Raw genomic sequence first — 22541 nt, 5'->3', positions numbered from 1 at the left:
AGCCTGTATAACTCAAAGTCGAGCTTTGACCTGCGTTGATGTTGTTGGGGGAAGCCGAGGCTGTAATAGTACAATTTGTTACATTCACCGTTACCGAGGAAGTACAAGGACTACCTCCGCCCGTGGGAGTACACGTCGCCGTGTAAGTCGTCGTCGTGGCGGGGCTTACGGTTTTGTTGTTGCCCGTTCCCAAGATGTTATCCCAACTCACGCTTCCGCTCGTGCAGCCTGTATAACTCAAAGTCGAGCTTTGACCTGCGTTGATGTTGTTGGGGGAAGCCGAGGCTGTAATAGTACAATTTGTTACATTCACCGTTACCGAAGAAGTACAAGGACTCCCGCCGCCAGTTGGCGTACACGTGGCGGTGTAAGTCGTCGTTGACGTTGGACTTACGGTTACATTATTTCCAATTCCTGCGCCATTGCTCCAACTCACGCTTCCGCTCGCGCAACCCGTGTAACTCAAAGTTGAGCTTTGGCCTGCGTTGATATTGTTGGGGGAAGCCGAGGCTGTTATAGTGCAACTTGTTACATTCACCGTTACCGAAGATGTACAAGGGCTGCCACCACCCGCGGGAGTACACGTCGCCGTGTAAGTCGTTGTTGTTGAAGGAGTAACCGTTTTGTTGTTGCCATTTCCCAAACCATTACTCCAACTCACACTTCCATTCGTACAGTTTTCGTACGCCAATATCGTCGATTGCCCTGCATTGATGTTGGTATTTTGAGCAAAAGCCAACACAGAACAGGCTGTTACACTCACTGTCACTGATGACGTGCATGAACTACCGCCGCCCGCTGGGGTACACGTCGCTGTGTATCGGGTCGATGAGCCAGGGGTGACGGTTTTGTTATTGCCCGTCCCCAGACCATTACTCCAACTCACGCTTCCACCCACGCAGCCCGTATAACTCAAAGTCGAGCTTTGACCTGCGTTGATGTTAGTGGATGAGGCGGAGGCCGTAATATCACAATTTGATACATTTACTGTCACAGTACCCAAGCAATAGCCTCCCCCTTTACTACATACCGCAACGTAGTTGGTCGTAACCGTCGGTCTGACCACCACATTATTTCCCGACCCTACTCCTTCATCTTTATCGGTCACCCAATCAACAGAACCGCCCGAACAGCCTGTAAATGATAAAGTTGAACTTTGCCCAGCGACAATAGCAACAGGATTTGCATTGGCAGTTACCGCACAATCCACGAAATTGACCGTAACAGCTCTTGTACAAATTATTCCATTGGTAGGAGTACAGGTTGCGTTGTAGGTAGTAGTCGCCGTTGGAGAAACCGTTTTGTTATCACCCGTGCCCAAGCCACGATCCCAAGTCACAGTCCCTCCACCGCATCCCGAATACGACAACACCGAACTTTGACCAGCCGTGACGGGGTTGACGGAAGCATTGAGACTTAAATCACAAGTAAATGAGGGACAGGCATTGACGTTGGTAATGCGAAACGAGTAGAGCGTCCCTCCACAATTGACCGTGTAAGTACCTGCCGATGAAATGGTACGCAATGTTGTGGCCGTTGTACCATTATCAGCCCAAGTGGGCGTACTGGCACAACCTGTAAATTGCACCCTTACGGGGCTTCCTGCTGTACAGGAGAAATTTTGAGCGAACGTATGAGCCATCGCCGACAGCATTACCCAAAAAAGGAGTACGTATTTTTTCATGGTTTCAACTCAATTTCAGTTTCTTTCCAACCCGACAAGTACCCTTCCTGCATTTTAGCCCGAATGACGTATTTATACACCGTATTGGGCTCAACCTCAATCAAATCACGCCATTCACGGTTGTTTTTATCCATTTTTTTGACAAAAGCCAATTCCTTTCCTTGTGAGGCACGGTAAATCAAGAAATTGTCAATTTTATCAGTTTGCTTGCATTCCCATGACAGTTTGACCCGATAATCGACGGTATCCAATACTGAGCTAAAGCGAACAAAATCAACGTTTTGGGTAAAGTAGGGCGTTTCAAGAACCACTGGGCTCGCTGGTTCTGACTGGTTTTGGGTGTCGTCGAACGCAATGAGCGTATAAGCATAGAGACTTTTTTCCACCACGTTTGAATCAATATACGTATTCCGAAGGGTATCGGTCAGGGTCATTACTTCTTCCCAAGCCGTCGTAGGCAGTTTTTTTCGGTACAAAATGTGTTTTTGAACGTCGTCAGAATAGCTGCGCGTCCAGCGGAGAAAGATTTTTTTATCTTCTACCGCAAAGCTGTCGATGATGGGCGAGGTGGGGGGATTGATGTCGGGTACTTTCAAGATAAGCACTTTAGAATCAATCGACTCTTTAAACAACATATCAATGGCCTTCACAGTATAGTGAACATACTTTTGCATTTGCCGCAAGTAGATGGTGTCCGTGAGCGTTGTTTGGGTAATAAATGAATTGTTCACCCGATAAAATTGTCCACTTTCACGGTCTCTTCGGTTGAGATAGTATCCAAATAAATCAGCGTCGGGATTGGCCATCCACGAAACGGTCACAATCGCCTGTTCACCCTCCACTTTGATACTTCCCTTGAGTCCTTGAGGCTGCGCGGGTGCATCATCGTCGGCCAGCACCACGGGCATGGAAAGGGTTTCGAGCACAGCCCCTTTCTTTGTAAACGTCCGAAGCTTGATAAAAAAAGTAAATCCAGATGTTGGCACCATAGCCTTGATGAAAGCGAGGTGCTGGTCAGCGGGAATGGAATCTTTGAGGGAAACAAATGAACCATTTGGCTCTAATGAACCCACAATTTGGTAATGGTCTATGTATTGATTCAAACTATCTTTGTAGAGCCATTGTACTTCCAACATCGCCTTATCGGTCGTCTCCTTGACTGCGTAAATTTCAGGGCTTGGCAGTGTAGTTTTCGCTTTTACTCGAAGAGGTGAAGAATAAGGGCCTTTTTCCTGAAATACCGTTATCCCCCGAATACGATAGTAATAAAAAGTATCTTCGCTGACCAACGTATCAGCAATGGCCAACGTATCCAGTTTGTTCGTAACGATAATAGGCAATTCAGTAATAGATTGGTAGTGGATTGAATCGTCCGAACGCTCAATTTGATACTGATTGTACGACTGTCGAAGGGATGCGGTTGGAGTAAGCAACGTCACTACTTTTCCGCCCACTTTACCGCTGAAATTTGAAATATCGGGTAAGACATTGACATCCCCCAAACCAACTTCCATCGAAATCCCTGACAACAACTTGTAGCGTGCCGCTGATTTGTGACTGACAACGTATTGATAACGCTCGCCTGATACGGCCGTAGAATCAATCAGCCCTAAACCAGCCATGCAGGCTGCTTGAAAGTCCATATCGGCACAGAAAAGAGCAAAGTGGAACAACTGGCGGCGTTCGTTTATTTGGGTGATTGGGTCATTCGAAAATTCGGGTTCTTCATAGAGGGCAGCATAAAGCAAACTGTAGTTTCGGTCTTTTTTGTCCAAAAATGACTGCCAATCGGCAGATCGTTTGGGCATTACTCGGTTGCTGATGACAACTCGCTGTTTGGTCTTTACATTAATACGTTCTACAATGTATCCATCTCGATGGCCAAACTCCCAATAGCTCTGCATTACAGGAATCCAACGCAGGCAAATACGGCTTTGAATGGCTTTTACCACTATACCCACCGAAGGCTTGGCCTCCATTTTTTCATTAGACATGTTGTATTTTTTCGGTTTGGCGGCAGGTGCGGGTTTACTTTGCCCATTGCTCACCTCAACCACCCCTAGAATAGCGGCCAGTGCGATAAATAAAATTCGTCTTAGGAAAGAATTATTCATTTTATCTGTTTTGTTTCAAGGGTTCATTCGTTCACTTTTTTCAGGCCTTGCGCTCCTCATCCACGTTTACGGATTTCTGATATAATGCCAGCGGTCGCTACCCTTTATCTTGGTGGCTTCCCAATCATTAAAGGAGTTCCAGGTTCGCGTTCTGAAAGTAAAGGTTTGTTTAAAGTCAGTGCCTTCAATCGGTATCCATGCAGTATCTGGTGCTTGGTTACCCTCGGTAATCACCAATTCGGCCACCAATGTCAAGTCAACGTTGGGATTGTGGAGTGCTGTCCACTTTTTATACAGTTTTCGGCTATCCATGTCATAATCAGCATTATTTGAAACAAATCGAATTTGATTGTTCGGTTGTTGATGAACAAACCGTTTTAAACCTGAACCGTAGGAGTAGTAATTGGCGGCAATGAAAACGTTTTCAATAACTTGCCCATTCACCCGAAGATTACACCATTCATAAACAGGTACTGCAGGATCCATTTTCAGAATAATCATTTCGTGCCGTTGAATCATCAATTCGGTGTAATGTGCGCTGGCCGTTGAGGTTTCTTCACTTCTGATAATTTCAGCGGAAGGGGATGTTCCCTGCACCAGATTGACACGAGAATTAAGGTCATACGTTTCGTTTCCTGCTAAACAAGGGGAATCACCAAATTTCATAAAGGCTTTTCCTTCTACAATACCTCCCAATAAGCTGTACTCAAACGTCATGGCACCGTAGCTACCTTTAAAATCAAATACACCTCCCGCCGTAATTGCCCCTTTAAGAATCTCAAATTTCGTTTGAGTCTTCTTAATATTAAGCACGATACCCAAATCGCCCGAACCGTGGAATACCCCTGAACCCAACCAATGGGATTCGTTGCAGGACAAAAAGTTTTTATCATAGGCAACCATAAAGCCAAGTCCGAGTGTCAGATTGGCATAAACTGATACGGCTTTTGTGGGGGTAGAAAGATAAACTGAACCTCCCAACGAAAGACCCAAACTAAAATAGGAAGTACCATCCATCGTAACCGAAGTAGGCAAATCAAAATATATTGGACGTTGCCCCCTGGCTATCAATTCATTATTGATTTGGCTTTTGGCATTCTCGACGATTGGTGTATAAACGACTTTGTTACTTGGCAACGGGACGTTTCCTCCCACTACATAGAATGTCGCCCCGATTTTGAGATAGGTAGGTGATTCTTCTTTGCCAAGGTTAATGTTGATTTCGATGGCCAGAGGCTGGTCAGGGCGACCAATCCAGAGATAACCATTGACGGGATTTGGCTCATTCTTTTTATCAAGCCCATTTTTCTTATTTTCTTTGTTTTCTTTATTTTCCCCAATAAGATTTTTTACTATCAATTTAAAACTAACCATCCCCAAAAAACCTGCGCCTTGGCTATCGGCAGCACCTCTTACGTAGGAGCGATTTCCATCGGTGCTTTTACCTGTGGTATCTGTTTTGAGGGGGGCGTGCATAAAGCCATACACATTTCCCTCCATGATAAAATCGTCGGTAGTGCAGTCGAAGGTGAGGTCAAATTTGAAGATGGCAAATTTATCATCCAACGGCACGTCCAACATTTTGACTGCATTGTTAATTTGGGCAGAAGTTAGGTTTTTTTGGACAGTAGGATTTGGAGCAGTGGTGGGTGAACTTGTTGTTGAATTAGGGATTTTAGCCGCAGTAAGTGCTCCTTTGGCATCAATTGGCTCTAAAGTCACTTTATCGCGCGCAAACTCCCACGTACCAAAAATGCTGAGTTTACGAAAGCCTCCCGCACTTTCCCTGTCTGAGGCTTTGGCTCCTTCCACGTACACCCCAATAAATCCACGCTGGGTTTTTTCCAACGATGCAAAAGTGACCGCAATGAGCCCTCCACCTGTCGCACGGCGAGGAATATACTTTTTCCCCGTCAACGAATAGCGTGAGCCAACTTCATTGGTTTGGGTCATGTTAGCGGCAAAACCTGCCCCAAAACCATTGACGACTGAGTTAGGGCCAATCACAGCTCCACCTTCTCCAAACGAAAGAAGAAAATCAAAATACGTAAATGAAAAGGCTTTCCCTCCGTCAGCAGGTTTTTCAATTCGCCCACCAACCCAGTTAACTGTCATGCGCGGCGACTCTCGGTCTTCTGCTGGCATGGCTGGGGCAACTTGTTTTCCCGTCGCCAATTTTTTCAGTCCCTTAATTTTAAACTCTGCGGTGATATTCCCTCGGCAAACTGTGCCAAATTCTTCATCGTTGTGGTCATAAGCTAAAGTGCCATCGAGGGTAAAGCCCATGTCGTCACCCGTTTTTAATTGGAGAATACTCAGGCTGATACTTTTAAAGTTTGCTTTAAAATCAACTTCACTTGTCTGTCTGTCACTGACCTCCCAATCGAAAACAATATCAACGCCTGCCGTGATATTTAAACCTGAAGTAGTATCGGGAATCGCATCATAAACAACTTGTTTGGAAACAGGATTATGGTTGGCGTAGAAAGTAAAATTAACGGTACACTGTTTATCGGCATCGCTGTAATAAGCCATTAATCTTTTCAAACCAATTTTGCCGAATACAGGGGCATTTCCCAAACGCTCGTAGCCCATGCGGGTAAACTTAAAAATGGGTCTTTTCGCCAAAAAAGAATACCCCACCACCAAATCTTCGACCAAAATCACACCCAGCGAAAGTACATTTTTGAGGGATGCTGTATCGTGCGAAACCTGCTTTCCCTGCACATCTAATCCGATAACGTAGCGAAAGTTCAACTTGGGTGTCACCAGACGTGCTTGTAAGCGGTGGCTTCCCGTCCTGAGTCCTGATGTGTCTTTTATTTCCTCCAACTCATCGCTACCTGTCCCTTCTGTATCCGTAGCTCCGCCCGTGGTAGCCCTTCTGTTGTTGACATACGTGGGTGAATCCTCGACAAATTCCACTTTTGAATCCTCCCTTAGGGCCGATTTAGCCCCAACAAAATAGAGATTGTCTTGTTTTTTAACCTTCAACGCAAAGTTTTGTGACTTGTCATCAATACTTCCTGTGTAAGTGATGTATTCCTCGGGGCTGGCCGTCGCCAAATCGTACGTTGGGCTGTTCTTTTTGAAGGGATTTTTAGCAATGGGAACCCCAATTTTTCCGCTAAGTGCAAACGAAGTGTAGTTGCTTTTTTTGATTTCAAAACTTATTTGATCAATACTCATGGGCGAGCCACCGAGTTGTTTAAAGTTCGCGACGTTGCTCCCTACCACTTTCATATAAATTCCAGAGGCATCCATCAAAAAAACAGACGATGAAAAGCTGGGGCGCTCTGGGGTAGGATTGGAAGGCGTAGCAGGAATAAAAAACTGAGGCAGATACACCCTTGAATTGACTGTATATAATCCCGTCCATTGGTTTATAAGGACCGTTGAACTACCCAAAAACATTCCCACCTGTGCTGAAATGACGGTAGGGGTGTTTTTTTCTGAAAAATCAAAGAACGCTTCGCTTAAAAGAAACCCCATCGTCGTCACTGACTTTTTCAAAGTAAATGCCAAGGGGTCTTTGAGTTTGACCGTGAGCGAACTTAGGTTAGTTACTTGAATGTCAATCCCCGAAGTAACCACCGTCCCCTCCGCCATCGGATAGCCTTTGGCGTCCAGTTTGAGAAAACTCTCTTTGTTAAATTCAAATTTTCCCTTCAACACCAACGCTTCAAAAGCTCCACAATTGATTTTCAGTTGGGTTGCGTTGGCATTGGGCAAGTTGGCGGCGGTGCCCCCTGTCAGGCTTAGTTTGTATTGTGCATTTGAAAATTCTTGCGTGCCCAGCAAGGCCAAAGAGGCATTGCCCGCAAAACCCGAGCCAGGCACGTAATTCACTTTTTTATTGCCGAAATAAAGTTCTTCGTCACCCAAATACAGACGAGCATACACTTCCAATTCGACGTGAGTAGGGTAAAAAACTGCTTTTTTTAAGGCCAAATATCCCTGACCTGTACCGTCCAACGGAATCGCTACGGGCAATGATTGCAGGGGATTGTTTTTAAACTGAGTTAACACCTTATTCTGCCGCTCCAGCTCTTCAAACAATGCTTTGGCTTCTTTCGCCTCTTGGGTCAAATCTGCCGTTGGAATTTGAGTGGGCGAAAGCACGTTGACCATTTCCACCGCATTAGGCACACTGAGGCTTTTATTGAGGGCTGCTTCCAACGCCAGCATGGTTTTGCGCTGATTTTCACCGCCACTGGTCGTAGTGAGATCGTTGCCTGCGTAGGTAACGGGGGCGGTCAGCACAAACCATAAAAAGAAGAGTATCAATAGGTTATTTCGAGCAAACATAACTTTAAGAGATTAACGGGCGTTGGGCAGTTATAAAAAGAGTTGAAGCAAAAGCAACCCCTGAACTTCATTGGGAAACTTACGTCCTCCAAAATTTTGGATGTATGTACCCAAACGATCCATGTTTCGTTGGGTTTCATTCGACTGAGCGGTTAATTTGGTTCTCATTGTTTGCAGCTGGGTTCGCTGCTGGTTGGATAGATTTTTAGCCAACTCACCGTTGAGCACTTGGATACTTTCTTGAAGTAATACATGCTTGGCCTTCAGCAAATTTAGGAGGATAGGTAAAGACGTAGAAATGACCGAAATGTACCTGTAGGCAGTGGTATAGCTCAATTGTTGCTTACTTTGGTCATGAAACTGATTGGCCAGCACTTTGAGCGAATCGGTTCTTACCCCAAGTGAAATCAATTGCTGATTGGTGATGTCTTCTTCCCCAACTGCATTTCCCGAACTCAGGAGTTTGATGCGATGGTTGGTTACTTCCCCCGTCAAATACCCTGAAATCAGCTCGTTGTATTGATTGATTTGAAAATCGGCAGAATAATAAAGCTTGACGTCGGTCGTACCTCCGCTCGGTGTTTTGATGAGGGCCTTGACGTATTCGTCTGATACCACAACCACATCCGTTCCACCCGCATGAAGGGTATCGCCCAGCACTACCGCGTTGGTTTTGGTATCGGTCGGATTGATGCGTGGGTTTTGGCAAGTAGCCACCAAAGGGTTAGGGTTATCTTTGCGGCTTTTCCCCGCCAACAGCCCAAGGTAATCTTCGTCGTCGCGCGTGATTCCGTTGATGGTGATTTTCGACCAATCAATCGGCGGTAAGGTGACAAGCCCCGAGGAAAGCGCCTCTTCGCCCGAAACCCCCGTGATACCGCTTACCCGAAAGGTATAACTTGACTTAACATCGCTTACGGCATTGATTTTTCCCGCATAGGTGTTTTCTCCTACTTTTTGGAGATAGGGGTTAGATAAACTAAAGTATGGAAAAGATACCTCCTCTGTGACCGTTGTTTTTTTGTAAAAGACCTCAAATTGAGCATGTCGCTCGATGCCTTTCCAAGTAATCAGAGGCTTGGCGTCGTTTCCCCATCGGGCCGAAAGAATGACGGGAGCGCGATTTTTTTCACCATAATGAAAAATACCCACTTCGCTGTAGCCATCGTTCCGAAAAATACCAATGTCCTCAAATCCTTTTTTGGCCACCGCCCGCACCCGAAAACCGTAGGTACGCCCCGCAATCAGCGGAGGAAGCGTTGGCCCGTACAAAAAAGAGGGATTGAGCGTGGTGGTGCGGTAATAAGGGGGCTGAGATAGGAAAAGGTTCTGTAAATTGCCGTTGAAATTATCGGGCACCAACAATTCCGTCAGCGTAAACTGGTATTCAACTGTATTGGCCTGACGGTGGCGCGGCATCCACTGAAAGACCAAGTTTTGTGGATTTTGTATCTTTTGAATGCTTTCGTTCTGCGGCTGCGCCAACAGCGGCGGGTCGTTCACAATGAGCCAAACGGGCGGGAGTTGTTCCGATTTGGAAAGGGGTTTATTGGTCAACGCATCCATGATTTCAACCGAAAATGTATAAATCCCTTCTGGTAGTGGTAGGGCATACGAAAACGGGTTCATACCCAGATTCGTCCACTCAAAATACTTCCCAAAATCGGCTTGGGTAAAGGTCTGAACAATGCCAGGAGTCAGGGTAAAAATGGGTAAATTCCCCCGAAACGAAGGATTTCCGACCGTCATCCGATTGCTTGAAATGCGAAAACGAAAATAAATCTGCGTAGGGCCTAAGTTCAAGTCCCGAAGCAACACTTTGAGCGTCAAGTTTTGACCCACAGGATTGGCATAATCCGACAAGAAAATGGGATAAGGTGGTTTGGAATAAAAAGTTGCCTGTACTGGAAAATGCTGCGCCATCGTTTTCGCCAGCGGCAGAAAGACCAGTGCCATGAGTACGATATATCGAATAGTTTTCATTTCCTGATTGATTAAAAACGATTGATGTAGCCCACCGTTGCCGACACATACGTGCGCCCCGCCAAGTTAGAACCCGACACTTGCGTAAAGCCTAGATTGGCCGAGAGACTATTCTTTTTGTCCCAATTATACTGGGCGCTTTCGCGAAGATTAAAAGCCCCCGCGCTCGTTTCTAATGTCGCATCTTTTGAATAGATGTACGACAAGGCGGTGTTGGTCGTCAGTTTACTTTGTAAAAACCCTTTTTGGACATGAAACAACGGCCCCACCGAAAAGGAGTTTTGGGTACCAATCGTATTAAAACTTGTGTTGACCCCTACCCCAATGCTTTGGGCTTTTTGGGGTAATTGATAGTTGTAGGTAATGTCAGAATTGATAAAACCCGATTGTTGCCCCACGCGCACGACGTCGCCCTGCTTAGCAACGGACTGCATTTGAGAAACATTGACGTTGATGGTTTGCACTCTTGTTTCAGTTTGAGACAACGTATAATTGACAAATGCTGAAATATTCTGATTGATTTGGCGGTAATTAAGGGTATCTAATTGCTCAAAAGGATTCAATTTTCGAATTTCGTCAAAGGCTGTTCTCACAAACGAATAGGAAGTAAAATTGGAAAACGTGAGTCCTGCGTTTAAGCGTTGAGAAGGTGAAAACATGAGGTTTGCCATCCCGACCACGCGTCGTTGCCCCGACGATTTTTGGCGGGCAATGTCGTCTTGCTGAAGCCCCAAACTACCCGACAAGTTCACTTTTCCCGACCACAGGCTTTGGCTGTATTTAAGGGTAAGGTTCTCCAAATCATTGACAAAATAATAACCACCCAAGGTAATGTAGTCAGGATCGACTTTTTGGTATTCGATGCCGATAATGCCGTTGGATTTACTCAAATTGTAATTCATTCCAATACGGTAACTATTATACGACTGCCCCAACGATGATTTGTTTAGCAGCCAACCCGAAAGTGATTTTTGACGGGCGATGCCATTGCTATCAGGCTGATTGGTATCGGCATTAAGCGAGCTGGAATGATAGGCGGCACTCACCTCTAATTTCCGAAAAAGCATGGTACTGAATTCTAAGCCCACCACCATGTTCTCTTTCGGCTGAGGGCGAAGTGGCTCAGAAAGGTGCGCCAACGAATTAGGCTTGTCTGCCGCATTAAAAAGGCTCAAGCCAAGGGTAAAATGGTCAGATTTATATACCGTTTTGACCCCCATCCCCATGCGCCGATAGGTAGGAAGTTGTTGAAGCTCGGGATTGCCATCGGTCGCTTTAAAAAGACGCCCATACATGGCACTGACGCTCCACCGATTGGGCGTGAGGGTCAAGCCCACACCTTGAAACTGGTGACCGCTGAGCGAATAGGGAGAAAAAGACATAAAGCAAGTCCCTATTTCTGCCGAAATCCATTTATAGGAAGGCCGAAACGTGACGAAGTTGAAAGAGAAAGGCTGACTGTACGTAAACTTCCGATTGGAGTAATTGACACTCAACGGAAGATTAAAGTTTCGGTAGCTTACATTGAGATTTCCGCTCAAAAACAAGCTAATGGGCGGAATATTGGTCGCTTGGCTAGCATTATAAACCACGTTACTGTTTAGGCCACCGCTTACTTTTACTTTAGTATCCCCACCTTTCAAAGCACTCAAGTCAATGGCTTGGCCAAGACTGTCGAACCCAATGACCAGCCAAATGGAAACAATACAGGCAGTACATAGTTTATTCATAACTTTTCAAAAAAAGGGTAAAGGGCAGCCCAACGACCGAGGTTAGTTGGATTTCTACAAAGCTAATCGTACCCAAACCCTCCACACAACCACCAAAGTGTCATTTTATATACCTATATTGCATTAGGCAATTATGTCGCTTATTCAACTGTTTCCACACCTCAAAAAACAATCACTATTGTGTCGTTTTGTGTAAATATGTTGCATTTATATACCCTACTCACCCATGAGATGTTCTTATTATTTATTGGTACTGTTATTGCTGCCTGCCTTTACCTGTTGGGGCCAAATCATGCCAAAGCCACTCCAAGTGATTTCCGTCAAGGGGCATTTTTTTGGAGGAAGTGACATTACCAAAGATCGTTCTGGTCATTACTGGTTTGCGGGAAGAAAAGGTATGTGTCGGTACGATGGCAAACAAACTCAAATTTTTAAAGACCCACTTGCCGACAAAGAAGAATTTTACACCAAAGCCCGTGCCTCGTCCGACGGGAAAGTGTGGTTCAAAACCAGTTTAGGGTTTTCACTGTCTTATTTTGACCCAAAACTTCAGAAAATTGTGCGCATAGCAGATAGCGCTTTGGTCATTAAAAAATACCTTTCTAAGCACGGTTGTAATTTTCTATATCCCGACCAAAAAGGCATTTTATGGATTGGCTTAAATGAAGTTGGGCTGTTAAGGTTCGACCCAGCGCTCGATAACGTTGCCCAAGTTACCCCTAACAAAATCAACGTCAACGGCATTGTAGAAGATGCTGACCATAACCTTTGGCTGGCCACCAATCAGGGAGTTCAAAAATATACGCCCAGCACGGGGAAATTTACCGTTTTTTTGCATGATCCACTCAATGGCGAATCCCTCAGCAACAACCAGCCTATGAGCGTTGGCCTCCGTCAAAACGGAGATATTTTGGTAGGTTTTTCAAATCAGGTCAATGTCCTAACTCCTTCTACGGGCAAAGTGAAGCACATTCTTCTTCACTCCGTTCCTGAAAATAACCGCGTCGTTAACTTCGCCACCGACCGCGAAGGAAATGACTATTTTACGCATGGGTATTTAGTTTACCGTTACAATGACCGTGAAGGGCTACTTAGGATGGATTTGACTCCTACTGGACGATTTGCCTTCGCGATGATGATTGACTCCCAAAATCGGCTGTGGGTTGGGAATGCGAAGTATGTCAGGGTCTATGATTTAAACCAAACCCAACGTACGCAATTGTTTCACCCTATTTTCTTGACCGTCAATGGCAGCGTTATCAAAGATAACACCGAAAATTATTCGTACGTACGTGATGAAAAGGGCATTCCAATTGTCACCCTACAAGAAGGCGATAACCTGACCATTTATAGCGCTCCCGCAGCGCCCGCTAAGCTGTACGAATACAAACAATTGTTGGATGGCGCCTCCGATAACGGATTGACCTTTTCTACCATGGCCAATCGCGTTACCTATAATCAAATGGAGGCAGGTACATTTAAGTTTACGACCACCCAGCGGGTTTCGGCCAACGAATGGAAAGAGGTTGGTTATCTCAAAATCATCGTAATCAAACCTTTTTGGAAAGAATGGTGGGCTATTTTATTCTACTTAGTTGTCGGATTTCTTGTTTTATACTTGGGTTTTAAAGAGTGGCAAAAACGCCGTAAGCTTAGAAAAGAACTGCGCCAACGACAGCAAGAAACCGAAGTATTAAAGCGAGTTGACGAGATGAAAACGCATTTTTTTTCCAACCTTACCCACGAACTTCGAACTCCTTTGACGCTTATTCTCAACGCTGCCGAACAATTGGAAGCCACCAACGCCAACGCAAGCGCGGCTCCCCGCATCAAATCCATTCAACAAAATTCGCATCAATTGCTTCGATTGATTAACGAAATGCTGGATTTGACCAAAAAAGATGCGGGTAAGTTGGAAGTCTTCGAAACCATTGGAAACCCCATCCAACAAACCGCCCAAATCCTCGGGGCGTTTGAAAGCATGGCGGGGAAGAAAAAACTCTCCCTCACTTTCTCCGCCGATGACTCAGGGCTTGCTTATTTTTATGACCACGATAAACTTGAAAAAATTGTTTATAATCTACTTTCTAATGCCATCAAGTTTACGCCTGAGGGTGGCAAAGTGGCTGTCAACGCGCAGATTTTATCCCAACAAGTATTTTTACTAAAAGTCAATGATACGGGAATCGGGGTCGCGCCTGAAAAGCTACCGCATATTTTTGAACGATTTTATCAAGCCGATGCCTCATTTACCCGTCAATATGCTGGGACAGGCATCGGGCTGGCACTGGTAAAAGAATTGGTTGAGATGATGGGTGGTACCATCAAAGCTGAAAGCATTCTCGCCTTGGGAAGTTCGTTTGTTGTTGAACTTCCTTTGAAAGAATCTACTGCTGCCCAAGGCACTGCCGCACCCGTTTCTTTTGAATTTACGCCATCCGTTTCTCACGTAAATGAAGCATCAGAAGCGCGTAATCCGTCTGATAAACCACTCATTTTAGTCATCGAAGACAATGAAGAACTTCGTCATTTTTTGGTAGAAAGTTTGCAAACGACCTACCAAGTAAAAGCCGCTTCCGACGGGCAAGAAGGCATTGCTATCGCGCTAGAATCTTTACCCGACGTACTCATTACAGACGTGATGATGCCCCTAGCCGATGGCTACGAAGTGATTCAAACCCTCAAAAACGATGAACGTACCAGCCACATTCCGATGATTGTCTTATCGGCTAAATCGTCTTTTGACAGCAAACTGAAAGGGCTCGCCTTTGGTGCCGATGAATACATGAGCAAACCTTTTAGCCTTTCTGAATTGCTGATTCGGGTCAAAAACACCATCGCGATTCGCCAAAAATTACTTTTAAAAATTGGTACTTCTACCCCGCTTACGCCTGAACTTACGGCATCAATACCGCCGATTTTAGTCGAAAAAGAACAGTTGTTCCTCCAAAAAATCAGGAACATCATTTTACAGAACCTGGCCGAAGAATCGTTTGAGATAGAGACCTTGGCCCAGAAAGCCAATTTGAGTCGCTCGCAACTATATCGAAAAATCCAAGCCTTGACTCAACAAACTCCTTCTCAATTTATCCATCAAGTGCGTTTGGAACGTGCCAATGAACTGCTCAAAGAAGGCAACCTAAACGTAACCCAAGTAGCGTACGAGGTGGGGTACAGTTCGCAATCGTATTTTTCTAAGATGTATCAAGAATACTACGGCTACTCGCCCAAGAAAGACAAAGTGTAGATAAAGAAATAGCTCGGCCTGTGGCCGAGCTATTTCTTTATCTACAAAATCACGTGTTACCCTCTACCAGCCCGCATTTTGGGTAAGTTTTGGATTGGTGATAATATCAGCCGTTGGAATTGGATAATAATAATTTCGGTCTGTCCACTTACGGGGAATGTTGTTCAACCACGTCAATTCACCTGACGTATCTCCCGAAATAAGTTGTGAGTTAGGCTTGCCCGCGATGGTAGGCGACACTTCCACGTAAGTCACTCCCGCAGGGCGCGACGATGGCAGCGTTTTGTAAAATGCTACGTCTAAAATCCCGTCTTCGTTCAAATCCATCGGCGTATTGAGCGACGGGACGTACATACCATTCCACTCCATTTGCATTAATTCTCCACGTTTCCATCTTAAAATATCGTCAAAGCGGAAACCTTCCAAACAAAGCTCAATGCCACGTTCCCGACGTACTTCCAACACCACAGGATCGGTAATCGCGGGAAAATAGTTGGATTGCAAGTAGCTATCAACAACCGTTGGTTTGGTCGTAAGTCCACCCGTGATGCCCGCACGCTTGCGCAAGGCACCAATCGAAGCCGCCCAATCAGCGTCGGTAAGCGTTCCTAATTCAGCTTTTGCCTCGGCGTAGTTGAGTAATACTTCTGCAAAGCGGAAAATAGAAACGGAGTTTATATTCAAGTCGCGGGTATCGTAATACATATCATCCAGCGTCCACTTGATAGGCATATAGCCCGTGAAAGTATAGGAAAACAACGGTGGCGACGGTACCAACACACCCCCACTCGTCCGCTTGTAGTCGCCTACCCGAATGGTTTGTTGGAGACGCCTATCGCGTCCTTTTACCTCATCCTTAAACAACATGGTTTTGTAGGCTGGATTATTGGTAAAAGGCGTTCCGTCAATGTTCAAATACGTATTGATAAACGTCCGAATAAAGCTCGCTTTGTCGCCGTAAGTACCACTTGTCCAATACCAGTTGGCATCGTTTAGGTTATTTAGGGCCAAATCACAGACCGCCGACAGCATCACTTCCGTTGTCACAGGCGCAGCGCTTATGAATACTTGACGGTACGATTTGTCCGTTCCCGAACCATCAAAAAGTTTATAACCACCTTCGTCCATTACTTTTTTAGCTGCCTCAGCCGCTTGGGTTAAAAACCCAGCGGCTGTATTTTGCAGCCCTAAGTTGGTGTGGTATTTTCGGAAAGTTCCTTCAAAAAGGCACACGCGCGCCTTAAATGCGTACGCAACGTATTTTGTTACTAAGCTTCTGGTTGGCTCGCTGCTCGTTGATATGTTTTGACACGCATAGTCCAAGTCGGCCACTACCGAATCCATCACTACACTACGTGGATCACGGCCTTTGAACAACAATTCAGTATCTGCCACGTCAAGCGCCTTACCGTACCAAGGCACATCACCAAAACGTTTGACCTTATCAAAATAAAACCAAGCGCGAAAGAACCGTGCAATACCTATGTAGTTTTTGCGAACGGCAAGGGGTACTTTGGGGTCGTTGCAGTTTTGGATAAAATAATTGATGTTTCTCAAATCTGACCAACTCCAACCTGTACTCACTTGGGCGCTGTAGTTGCCTTCGGTAATAAACGATGGCGACTCTCGCCGCGCCAAGTAGTCTGACATGGCATCGGCTCGGTGGAGGTTTTTACCATTAAACAGCGTATAAAACGAGTTGGTATAAAGCACCAAGCCACTTTCGCTACCAAATATAGGTCCCTTTGAAGTAGTTGCTTCTGGTAGTTCCTCCAAATCACAACCCACACAGAAGGTTGCGACAAGTAATATAAGGATGTATTTAAGCTTCATAGTCGTACTTTTTTGGTGGTTAGAAAGTGATAGACAAACCAACGGTTACACTTTTCATAATTGGATAATTGTAGGCGTCGCCAGAGTTTCCGCCAGGGCTAAATACTTGGTCGGAAGCGACGGCACTTTCTACGTCAAAATCACGGGTATGTTTGTAAAGGGGTGATAATGACCAAATATTTTCCGCCGACAAGAAAACTCGTCCTGCCGAAGAACCAATTTTTGAAACGATGGCGCGGGGCAGATTATAACCAATCTGGATGTTTTTCAGACGCATATACGCCACATTTTGCAAGTAGCGGGTCTGGGCAGCGCTGAGGGTTCCGTTGGCATTACTAGCTATCCGCGACACATAGCGTGGGAAGTACGCGTCGGGGTTTTGCTCCGTCCAGATATTTCCCAATTGGCTCTTAGGAATGTCTCCATAAGGACGGTTGTATTGTCCCCAAAATAAGTTTGCCTCTCTACTCGGATACCAATTTTGTTGTCCAACGCCCTGAATAAAAGCGGAGAAGAAGAAATTATTCCAGTCTGCGCCTAGCATTACCCCATAGGTATATCTTGGGGTAGAGTTACCAATGATAGAGCGGTCGCCTGGGTTTTCTACCCTTTCAGTACCTGGCGTAATGGCACCGTCTCCGTTGACGTCCTTGAACTTAATATCCCCTGGAAACCAAAGCCCATTGGAAGCCGTTCTGAACAAATTCTGGCTCGCACTGTTTTTTACATCATCCGCAGACTTGAAAAAACCATCGGTTTGGTATCCCCAAATTTCACCCAATACTTGCCCTTCGTAATAATCATTTAACAATTTTTGTGGGTTATTGTATTTGGTAATTACCGCCCTGTAATCTGCCAATGTTAGCCGTAAATCAAAATTAAATGGCTTTGAACCAAGCGAAAATTTGTCGCGGTACGACAGCATGGTTTCCCAGCCTTTGGTTTCCAAATCGGCATAGTTACCCTTGGGTGCAGTCGCGCCAAAAACGGCAGGAAGCGTCAAACCCACCGTAAACATATCGGTTGTGGTTCGGATGTAGGCATCGGCCACAAAAGTCAACCGATTAGAAAGCATCGACAAATCAATCCCGATGTTCTTGGTGGTGGCGGTTTCCCACGTAAGCCCCTCAGGCAAAACCGTTGGGTTTCTGGTTTGCTGTGGCCGCTGACCTGCCAAAATCATGGATGATTGCGAAATAGAGAATTGCTCCAAGTAGGCATACGAGCTGATGTTTCCATTTCCTAATGAGCCATAAGATGCTCTCAATTTTAAGTCGGAAACAATCCGTTCTGATACTTTCCAAAAAGGCTCTTTGGATAACCTCCAACCGAAAGAGTACGATGGAAAAAAGGCAAACCGTTGATTGGCAGGAAATTTCGATGATCCATCGTAACGACCGTTTACTTCCAACAAATATCGGTCTTTGTACGAATAATTGAGCCTTGCAAAACCTCCTTGAATTTTCCATCTTTCCCAGCCTCCCGTAGTGGTAATGGCCTGCCCAAGTGCTAGGTTAATGTCTTGTGCATCCTCAAAAATAAGTCCGTTACGTTGGGCAGACAACCGCTGATAGTTCGATTGCTCGTAGTTATACCCCACCATTGCTTTCAAATAATGGTTTTCCTTGAACGTATTCTCGTACTCCGTATAAAGGTTGGTCGTCATGTACGACGTTTCACGATACACATCATTGATAGAATTGGTCGTCGTTCCAACGTACGCTATTGTACCAGGTTTGACACTATAAGGCACAGGCACTGCCTTGATTCGGTCATTGTTGTCGGTATTTTGAATCGTAAAATCACCTTTGACTCTAAATTTGTCGTTGAAAAACTGAGATACAAATCCCGTCGTATTTCTAAACACCTTTTTGTTATTGTCAATGCCGTTTTTACCGTAGTAAAAATCACCAATGCTGTACGCTGCCGAAAAAGTGATGGTACCGTCGGGGTTCAACAAAGGCGCCAAAGGGTGGCCTTCATCCGCAATATTGCGCCAAATACCCCCACCTTCGCCGACATTCGACGGGTTGTGGTATTTCATGTCGGAGTATTGCGACATGTTGTTGATTTTCAACCAAGGGAATAGCTGAATCGAACCTTTGCCCGTAAAGTTGAAAACCCGATAATCGTCCGAGTTGTAGCGAAACAACCCCTCTTGACCAAAATAACGGCCCGTAATTAAATAACTCGCTTTGTCGGTGCTTCCTGAGATACTCAGGTTGTGCTCGTTGGAGTTGTTAACATCTTTGTATAAATGCCCATAATAATCTGTACTACCATAATAGACGTACTCGCCCGTTGCAGGATCTATTTCTACTTCTGGCAAACCTCCTACTTCCGACCGCCGTTTGAGCTCATTCAAATACGCCTGAGAAAACTTGAGGGTTTTATTGGCATTTTGGGGAAACGTTCCTCCAAAGTTGACGAATGATTCGGCAAACATGGAAGCCCACGTGTAGCCATCCGTAACCAAATCAGGTCTTGCAATCGGCTTTTTGAACGAATAATTGGTTGAATAGGTAACGTTTGTTTTTCCCGCTGCTGGATTTTTTGTGGTAATCAACACCACTCCAAATACCCCCCTTGCTCCGTAAATTGAAGCCGAAGCCGCGTCTTTTAACAAGGTAACACTCGCAATATCGTTGGGATTCAACAAACTTGGATCCCCCTCCACGTTATCAATCAACACCAAGGCATTTCCTCCTTGTCCAATCGAGGTCGTCCCCCGAATGTTAAAACTTGGTGCTTGGTTGGGCTTCCCATCCATCATCTTGATGTTAAGGTTGGGCAACACCCCTTGCATCCCTTGGTTCAGGTTGGTCATGGGGCGGTTTTCAAATATCTCGCTCGTAACCATGTCCACCGCACCCGTCAAGTTGGCTTTCTTCTGAACGCCATAACCAACCACTACCACTTCGTTCAATGTTTTTAAGTCAGCTTTGAGCGAAATCAAAATAGAGGATTGGTTACCGACCGTAATTTCTTGGGGACTATAACCCACATAACTGACAATCAAGACTGTTTTGTTATCAGGAACCACCAACGAAAATTCTCCGTTGGCGTTCGTCGTAGTACCACGTTGTGTGCCTTTTATCACAACACTCACCCCAGGAAGCCCCTCTCCTTTTTCGTCGTTGATGCGTCCTTTTACATTCTGTTCTATGGTTTGCATCGGCACGTAGCTCCTTTTTTCGAGCATCTGAACCTCCGCTTTGGTCAGAATAATGTACTCTCCCGATGCTTCATACGATAATCCCAACGGGCGCAGTAGTTTTTCAAGCACGACCGACAGCTGTTGGTTCGAAACCGTCAATGACACTTTGTCGTTTTTGGCAATCAGCTGCGGTAAATACGTAAATTTAACGTTAGCTGTTTTTTCAATGAGCGTCAATGCCGTTTTTAATGGCTTATTTTCGACCGAAAGGCTGATGTTACGATTCAGCGCTTCTTGGGCCAGTCCCTCACGCGCGACGGCCAAACCACTAAGCACGACACTAATCAGTAGTTGTAAACAGGTGATTCGCATAGCTATAAGCAACAGTTTGCGCTTTTTTGGTAAACTTTCCATACATTTGGTTTGGTTTTAGTTCAAGATTTTTTGGACAAAATCCCTCCCAGCACCCGAGAAATCGGGCAGTTGCAGCACAACAAAATGGAGGGGATAAAACTACAAGTCGGTAATGTTGCGACCATTGCCGACTTCGTTTTTTAAAGGAGTTAGGTAGTTATGGAGACATAGAGTTCTGTTTAAGTTTAGGATAGTTTAGTAGAGAGGAATAGCATTAATGTTCACAATTTAGGGACACCCACGGCCCGAAACCACAATTTCGGTTTCGACGATTTCGTAACGCGCCCCTATGGTTTTGCAGATGATGGTCAGCTTCGTAAAAAGTGATTCATCTCCCAAAGGTGCCGTAACGGAGCAGTTTTTCATCACTTCTGCATCATACACAATATCGACGCCATAGGCCGTTTTGAGGCGTTGGAATACTTCAGCAATCGGGGTATTTTCAAAGGTAAAATTGGGTGTTTCTACAGGTTTTGTAAGAATCGTGGGTTTATCCACCAATGCCTTGTTAAACTTCTCCATTTCTCGCTCAAAAGTGGCTTGCTGGTTGGGGGTTAAATACAAACTCTGCACTTGGTAATTGGCATTTTGCTCCGATTTCTTCAATTCTGAGAGCGAATACACCATCACCTTGCCCGTTTTTACTGCCACTATTACTTCTTTGTCTTTGGCGTAAGCCCGTACCGTAAAGCTTGTTCCCAATACCCGCGTCACTAGGCCATTGGCATACACATAAAAAGGTTGGGCGGGATTGCGAACCACGTTAAAGAAACCCTCCCCCGTCAAAAATACTTCGCGCTTGTCGCCCACAAATTTTTCAATAAAACTCACTTTACTCCCTTTTTTTAGCACCACAGTACTGCCATCTGGCAAAGACGCCGTATAATCGGAATTGGTGTTATTGATTACTTCTACTTTTGCATTCTTTGTGGTGGTACTGTTCAGTGGCAAAGTCGCTACCATTGCTGGTGTATTGGGGACAAACGTGGACCAAAACCATATTCCTATTCCCAACGCCACCACTGCTGCTGCTGCCACCTTTCCCCACCAAGGAAAAAATAAACGAGGTTGTTCTTCCTCTACTTGGCTTACTACTTTGGCGACTTCAATAGAAATTTCGTCGTCGTTGATGGCCGTCGGTTGGTTTTTAAGGGCTTCCAACAACTGCCTTGCTTGCTTCACAATTTCTTTTTTTTCAGAGTGAGCTTCCAGCCAAAACTCCCAAAATGCCGTATGCTTGTCCGACTCCCCCTTGACCCACTCGCCAAAGGATTCGTCGGTTATAAAATCTTCTACCTCGAATTTACTATAATCTATCATAGAAAAAATAGTACTTATTACTGCTTTTATAAGGTATATCCAGACTTTGGCGGTCTATACTCATGAAAGTCAAAATTTATTATGCAAAAAAAAGGTATTTCTCAGGCGGGGGAAATTTGGCGTGTTAACAAATTGTCAACACCTGGCCAAAATGAAATAGAGGGTTGTAAGAAAAAAGCGGTTTTTGAGCAGGCGAAGGCCATTATGGAGCAAATTGGCGACCGATTGACGATGAATATTCATTACCTCCGCGATTTGGTCATTGCTGAGGTCTTGGTAAAATTTCAAGAACAATACTTCTTGCTGCCGCTTGGGAAGATTTTTAAGGTGTAATTGCAGCTTGGCATTCATCTGCTGCGATGATTCTGCCGAAATGATAAACGATTCTTCGGGCTCCATAAACTCCAGTTCATCAAACTGGCCGTCGGCTACCCGCAGGTGCTGTTTTTGAAGTTCTTTGAATAAACTATTCCGAATGATTTTGAGTAAGTATAATTTGGCATTTTCGTCGGGATTGATGTGGGCTCTTTTTTGCCACAACACCAACAGCGCATCTTGAATGACATCTTTTATAAGTTCACGGTCTTTGGTGAATTTACGTCCATAGTCAAACAATATCCGATAATAATGCGTCGAAATTTGTCCAAACGCATTTGTATCTCCCGATTTCAGGCGATCCCACAGCTCTCGCTCATCAAGATGTACTTGCGTCAATTTCATTCAAATAGCGAATCATGTTTTTTTGATTTAA

At 45.1% G+C, this 22541-nt stretch carries 10 protein-coding genes; 1 reads left to right on the top strand and 9 read right to left on the bottom strand.

Features of this window, described 5'->3' with window-relative positions; genetic code table 11:
* From FHS57_RS18350 to FHS57_RS18330, 5 genes are all read right to left on the bottom strand, one after another.
* Positions 1–1684: serine-rich family protein (locus tag FHS57_RS18350; RefSeq protein WP_221225665.1), on the bottom strand; the 1684-nt coding region annotated here is incomplete at its 3' end.
* The gene (locus FHS57_RS18345; protein ID WP_183976222.1) at positions 1681–3798 is read right to left on the bottom strand and encodes a fibronectin type III domain-containing protein; all 2118 of its coding nucleotides are present in this window, start codon (positions 3796–3798) and stop codon (positions 1681–1683) included. The genes FHS57_RS18350 and FHS57_RS18345, both read right to left, overlap by 4 nt.
* Before the next feature lie 66 nt (positions 3799–3864).
* Positions 3865–8106 (bottom strand): hypothetical protein, encoded by a 4242-nt coding sequence (locus tag FHS57_RS18340; RefSeq protein ID WP_183976219.1) that lies wholly within the window; start codon positions 8104–8106, stop codon positions 3865–3867.
* Positions 8107–8136: 30 nt separating this feature from the next.
* Positions 8137–10089, bottom strand: a complete 1953-nt coding sequence (locus FHS57_RS18335) for a hypothetical protein (RefSeq protein ID WP_183976217.1) — start codon at positions 10087–10089, stop codon at positions 8137–8139.
* 11 nt (positions 10090–10100) lie between these two features.
* Positions 10101–11819: a hypothetical protein gene (locus FHS57_RS18330; RefSeq protein ID WP_183976215.1), complete on the bottom strand. Its 1719-nt coding sequence runs from the start codon at positions 11817–11819 to the stop codon at positions 10101–10103.
* Positions 11820–12111: 292 nt separating this feature from the next.
* On the opposite strand from FHS57_RS18330, the gene FHS57_RS18325 reads away from it, so the two are divergent.
* Positions 12112–15066, top strand: coding sequence for a hybrid sensor histidine kinase/response regulator transcription factor (locus tag FHS57_RS18325; RefSeq protein WP_183976213.1), 2955 nt, complete (start codon positions 12112–12114; stop codon positions 15064–15066).
* Between the two features lie 63 nt (positions 15067–15129).
* On the opposite strand, the gene FHS57_RS18320 is transcribed toward FHS57_RS18325, so the two are convergent.
* The 4 genes from FHS57_RS18320 to FHS57_RS18305 all read right to left on the bottom strand — a co-directional run bounded on the left by FHS57_RS18320 (position 15130) and on the right by FHS57_RS18305 (position 22510).
* Positions 15130–16899 (bottom strand): RagB/SusD family nutrient uptake outer membrane protein, encoded by a 1770-nt coding sequence (locus FHS57_RS18320; protein WP_183976211.1) that lies wholly within the window; start codon positions 16897–16899, stop codon positions 15130–15132.
* A gap of 19 nt (positions 16900–16918) precedes the next feature.
* A complete protein-coding gene (locus FHS57_RS18315) occupies positions 16919–20470 on the bottom strand; it encodes a TonB-dependent receptor (RefSeq protein WP_229601387.1) in 3552 nt (1183 codons plus the stop codon).
* 228 nt (positions 20471–20698) lie between these two features.
* Entirely contained in the window at positions 20699–21790 is a 1092-nt protein-coding gene (locus FHS57_RS18310) for a FecR family protein (RefSeq protein WP_183976209.1), read from the bottom strand.
* A 135-nt stretch (positions 21791–21925) separates the two neighbouring features.
* Positions 21926–22510, bottom strand: coding sequence for an RNA polymerase sigma factor (locus FHS57_RS18305; protein WP_183976207.1), 585 nt, complete (start codon positions 22508–22510; stop codon positions 21926–21928).
* Between the last annotated feature and the right edge of the window lie 31 nt (positions 22511–22541).

Source organism: Runella defluvii (assembly GCF_014195535.1).
Taxonomy (GTDB): domain Bacteria; phylum Bacteroidota; class Bacteroidia; order Cytophagales; family Spirosomataceae; genus Runella; species Runella defluvii.
The sequence above is the reverse complement of the archived record's forward strand: the minus strand, read 5'-3'. Positions and strand labels throughout refer to the sequence as shown.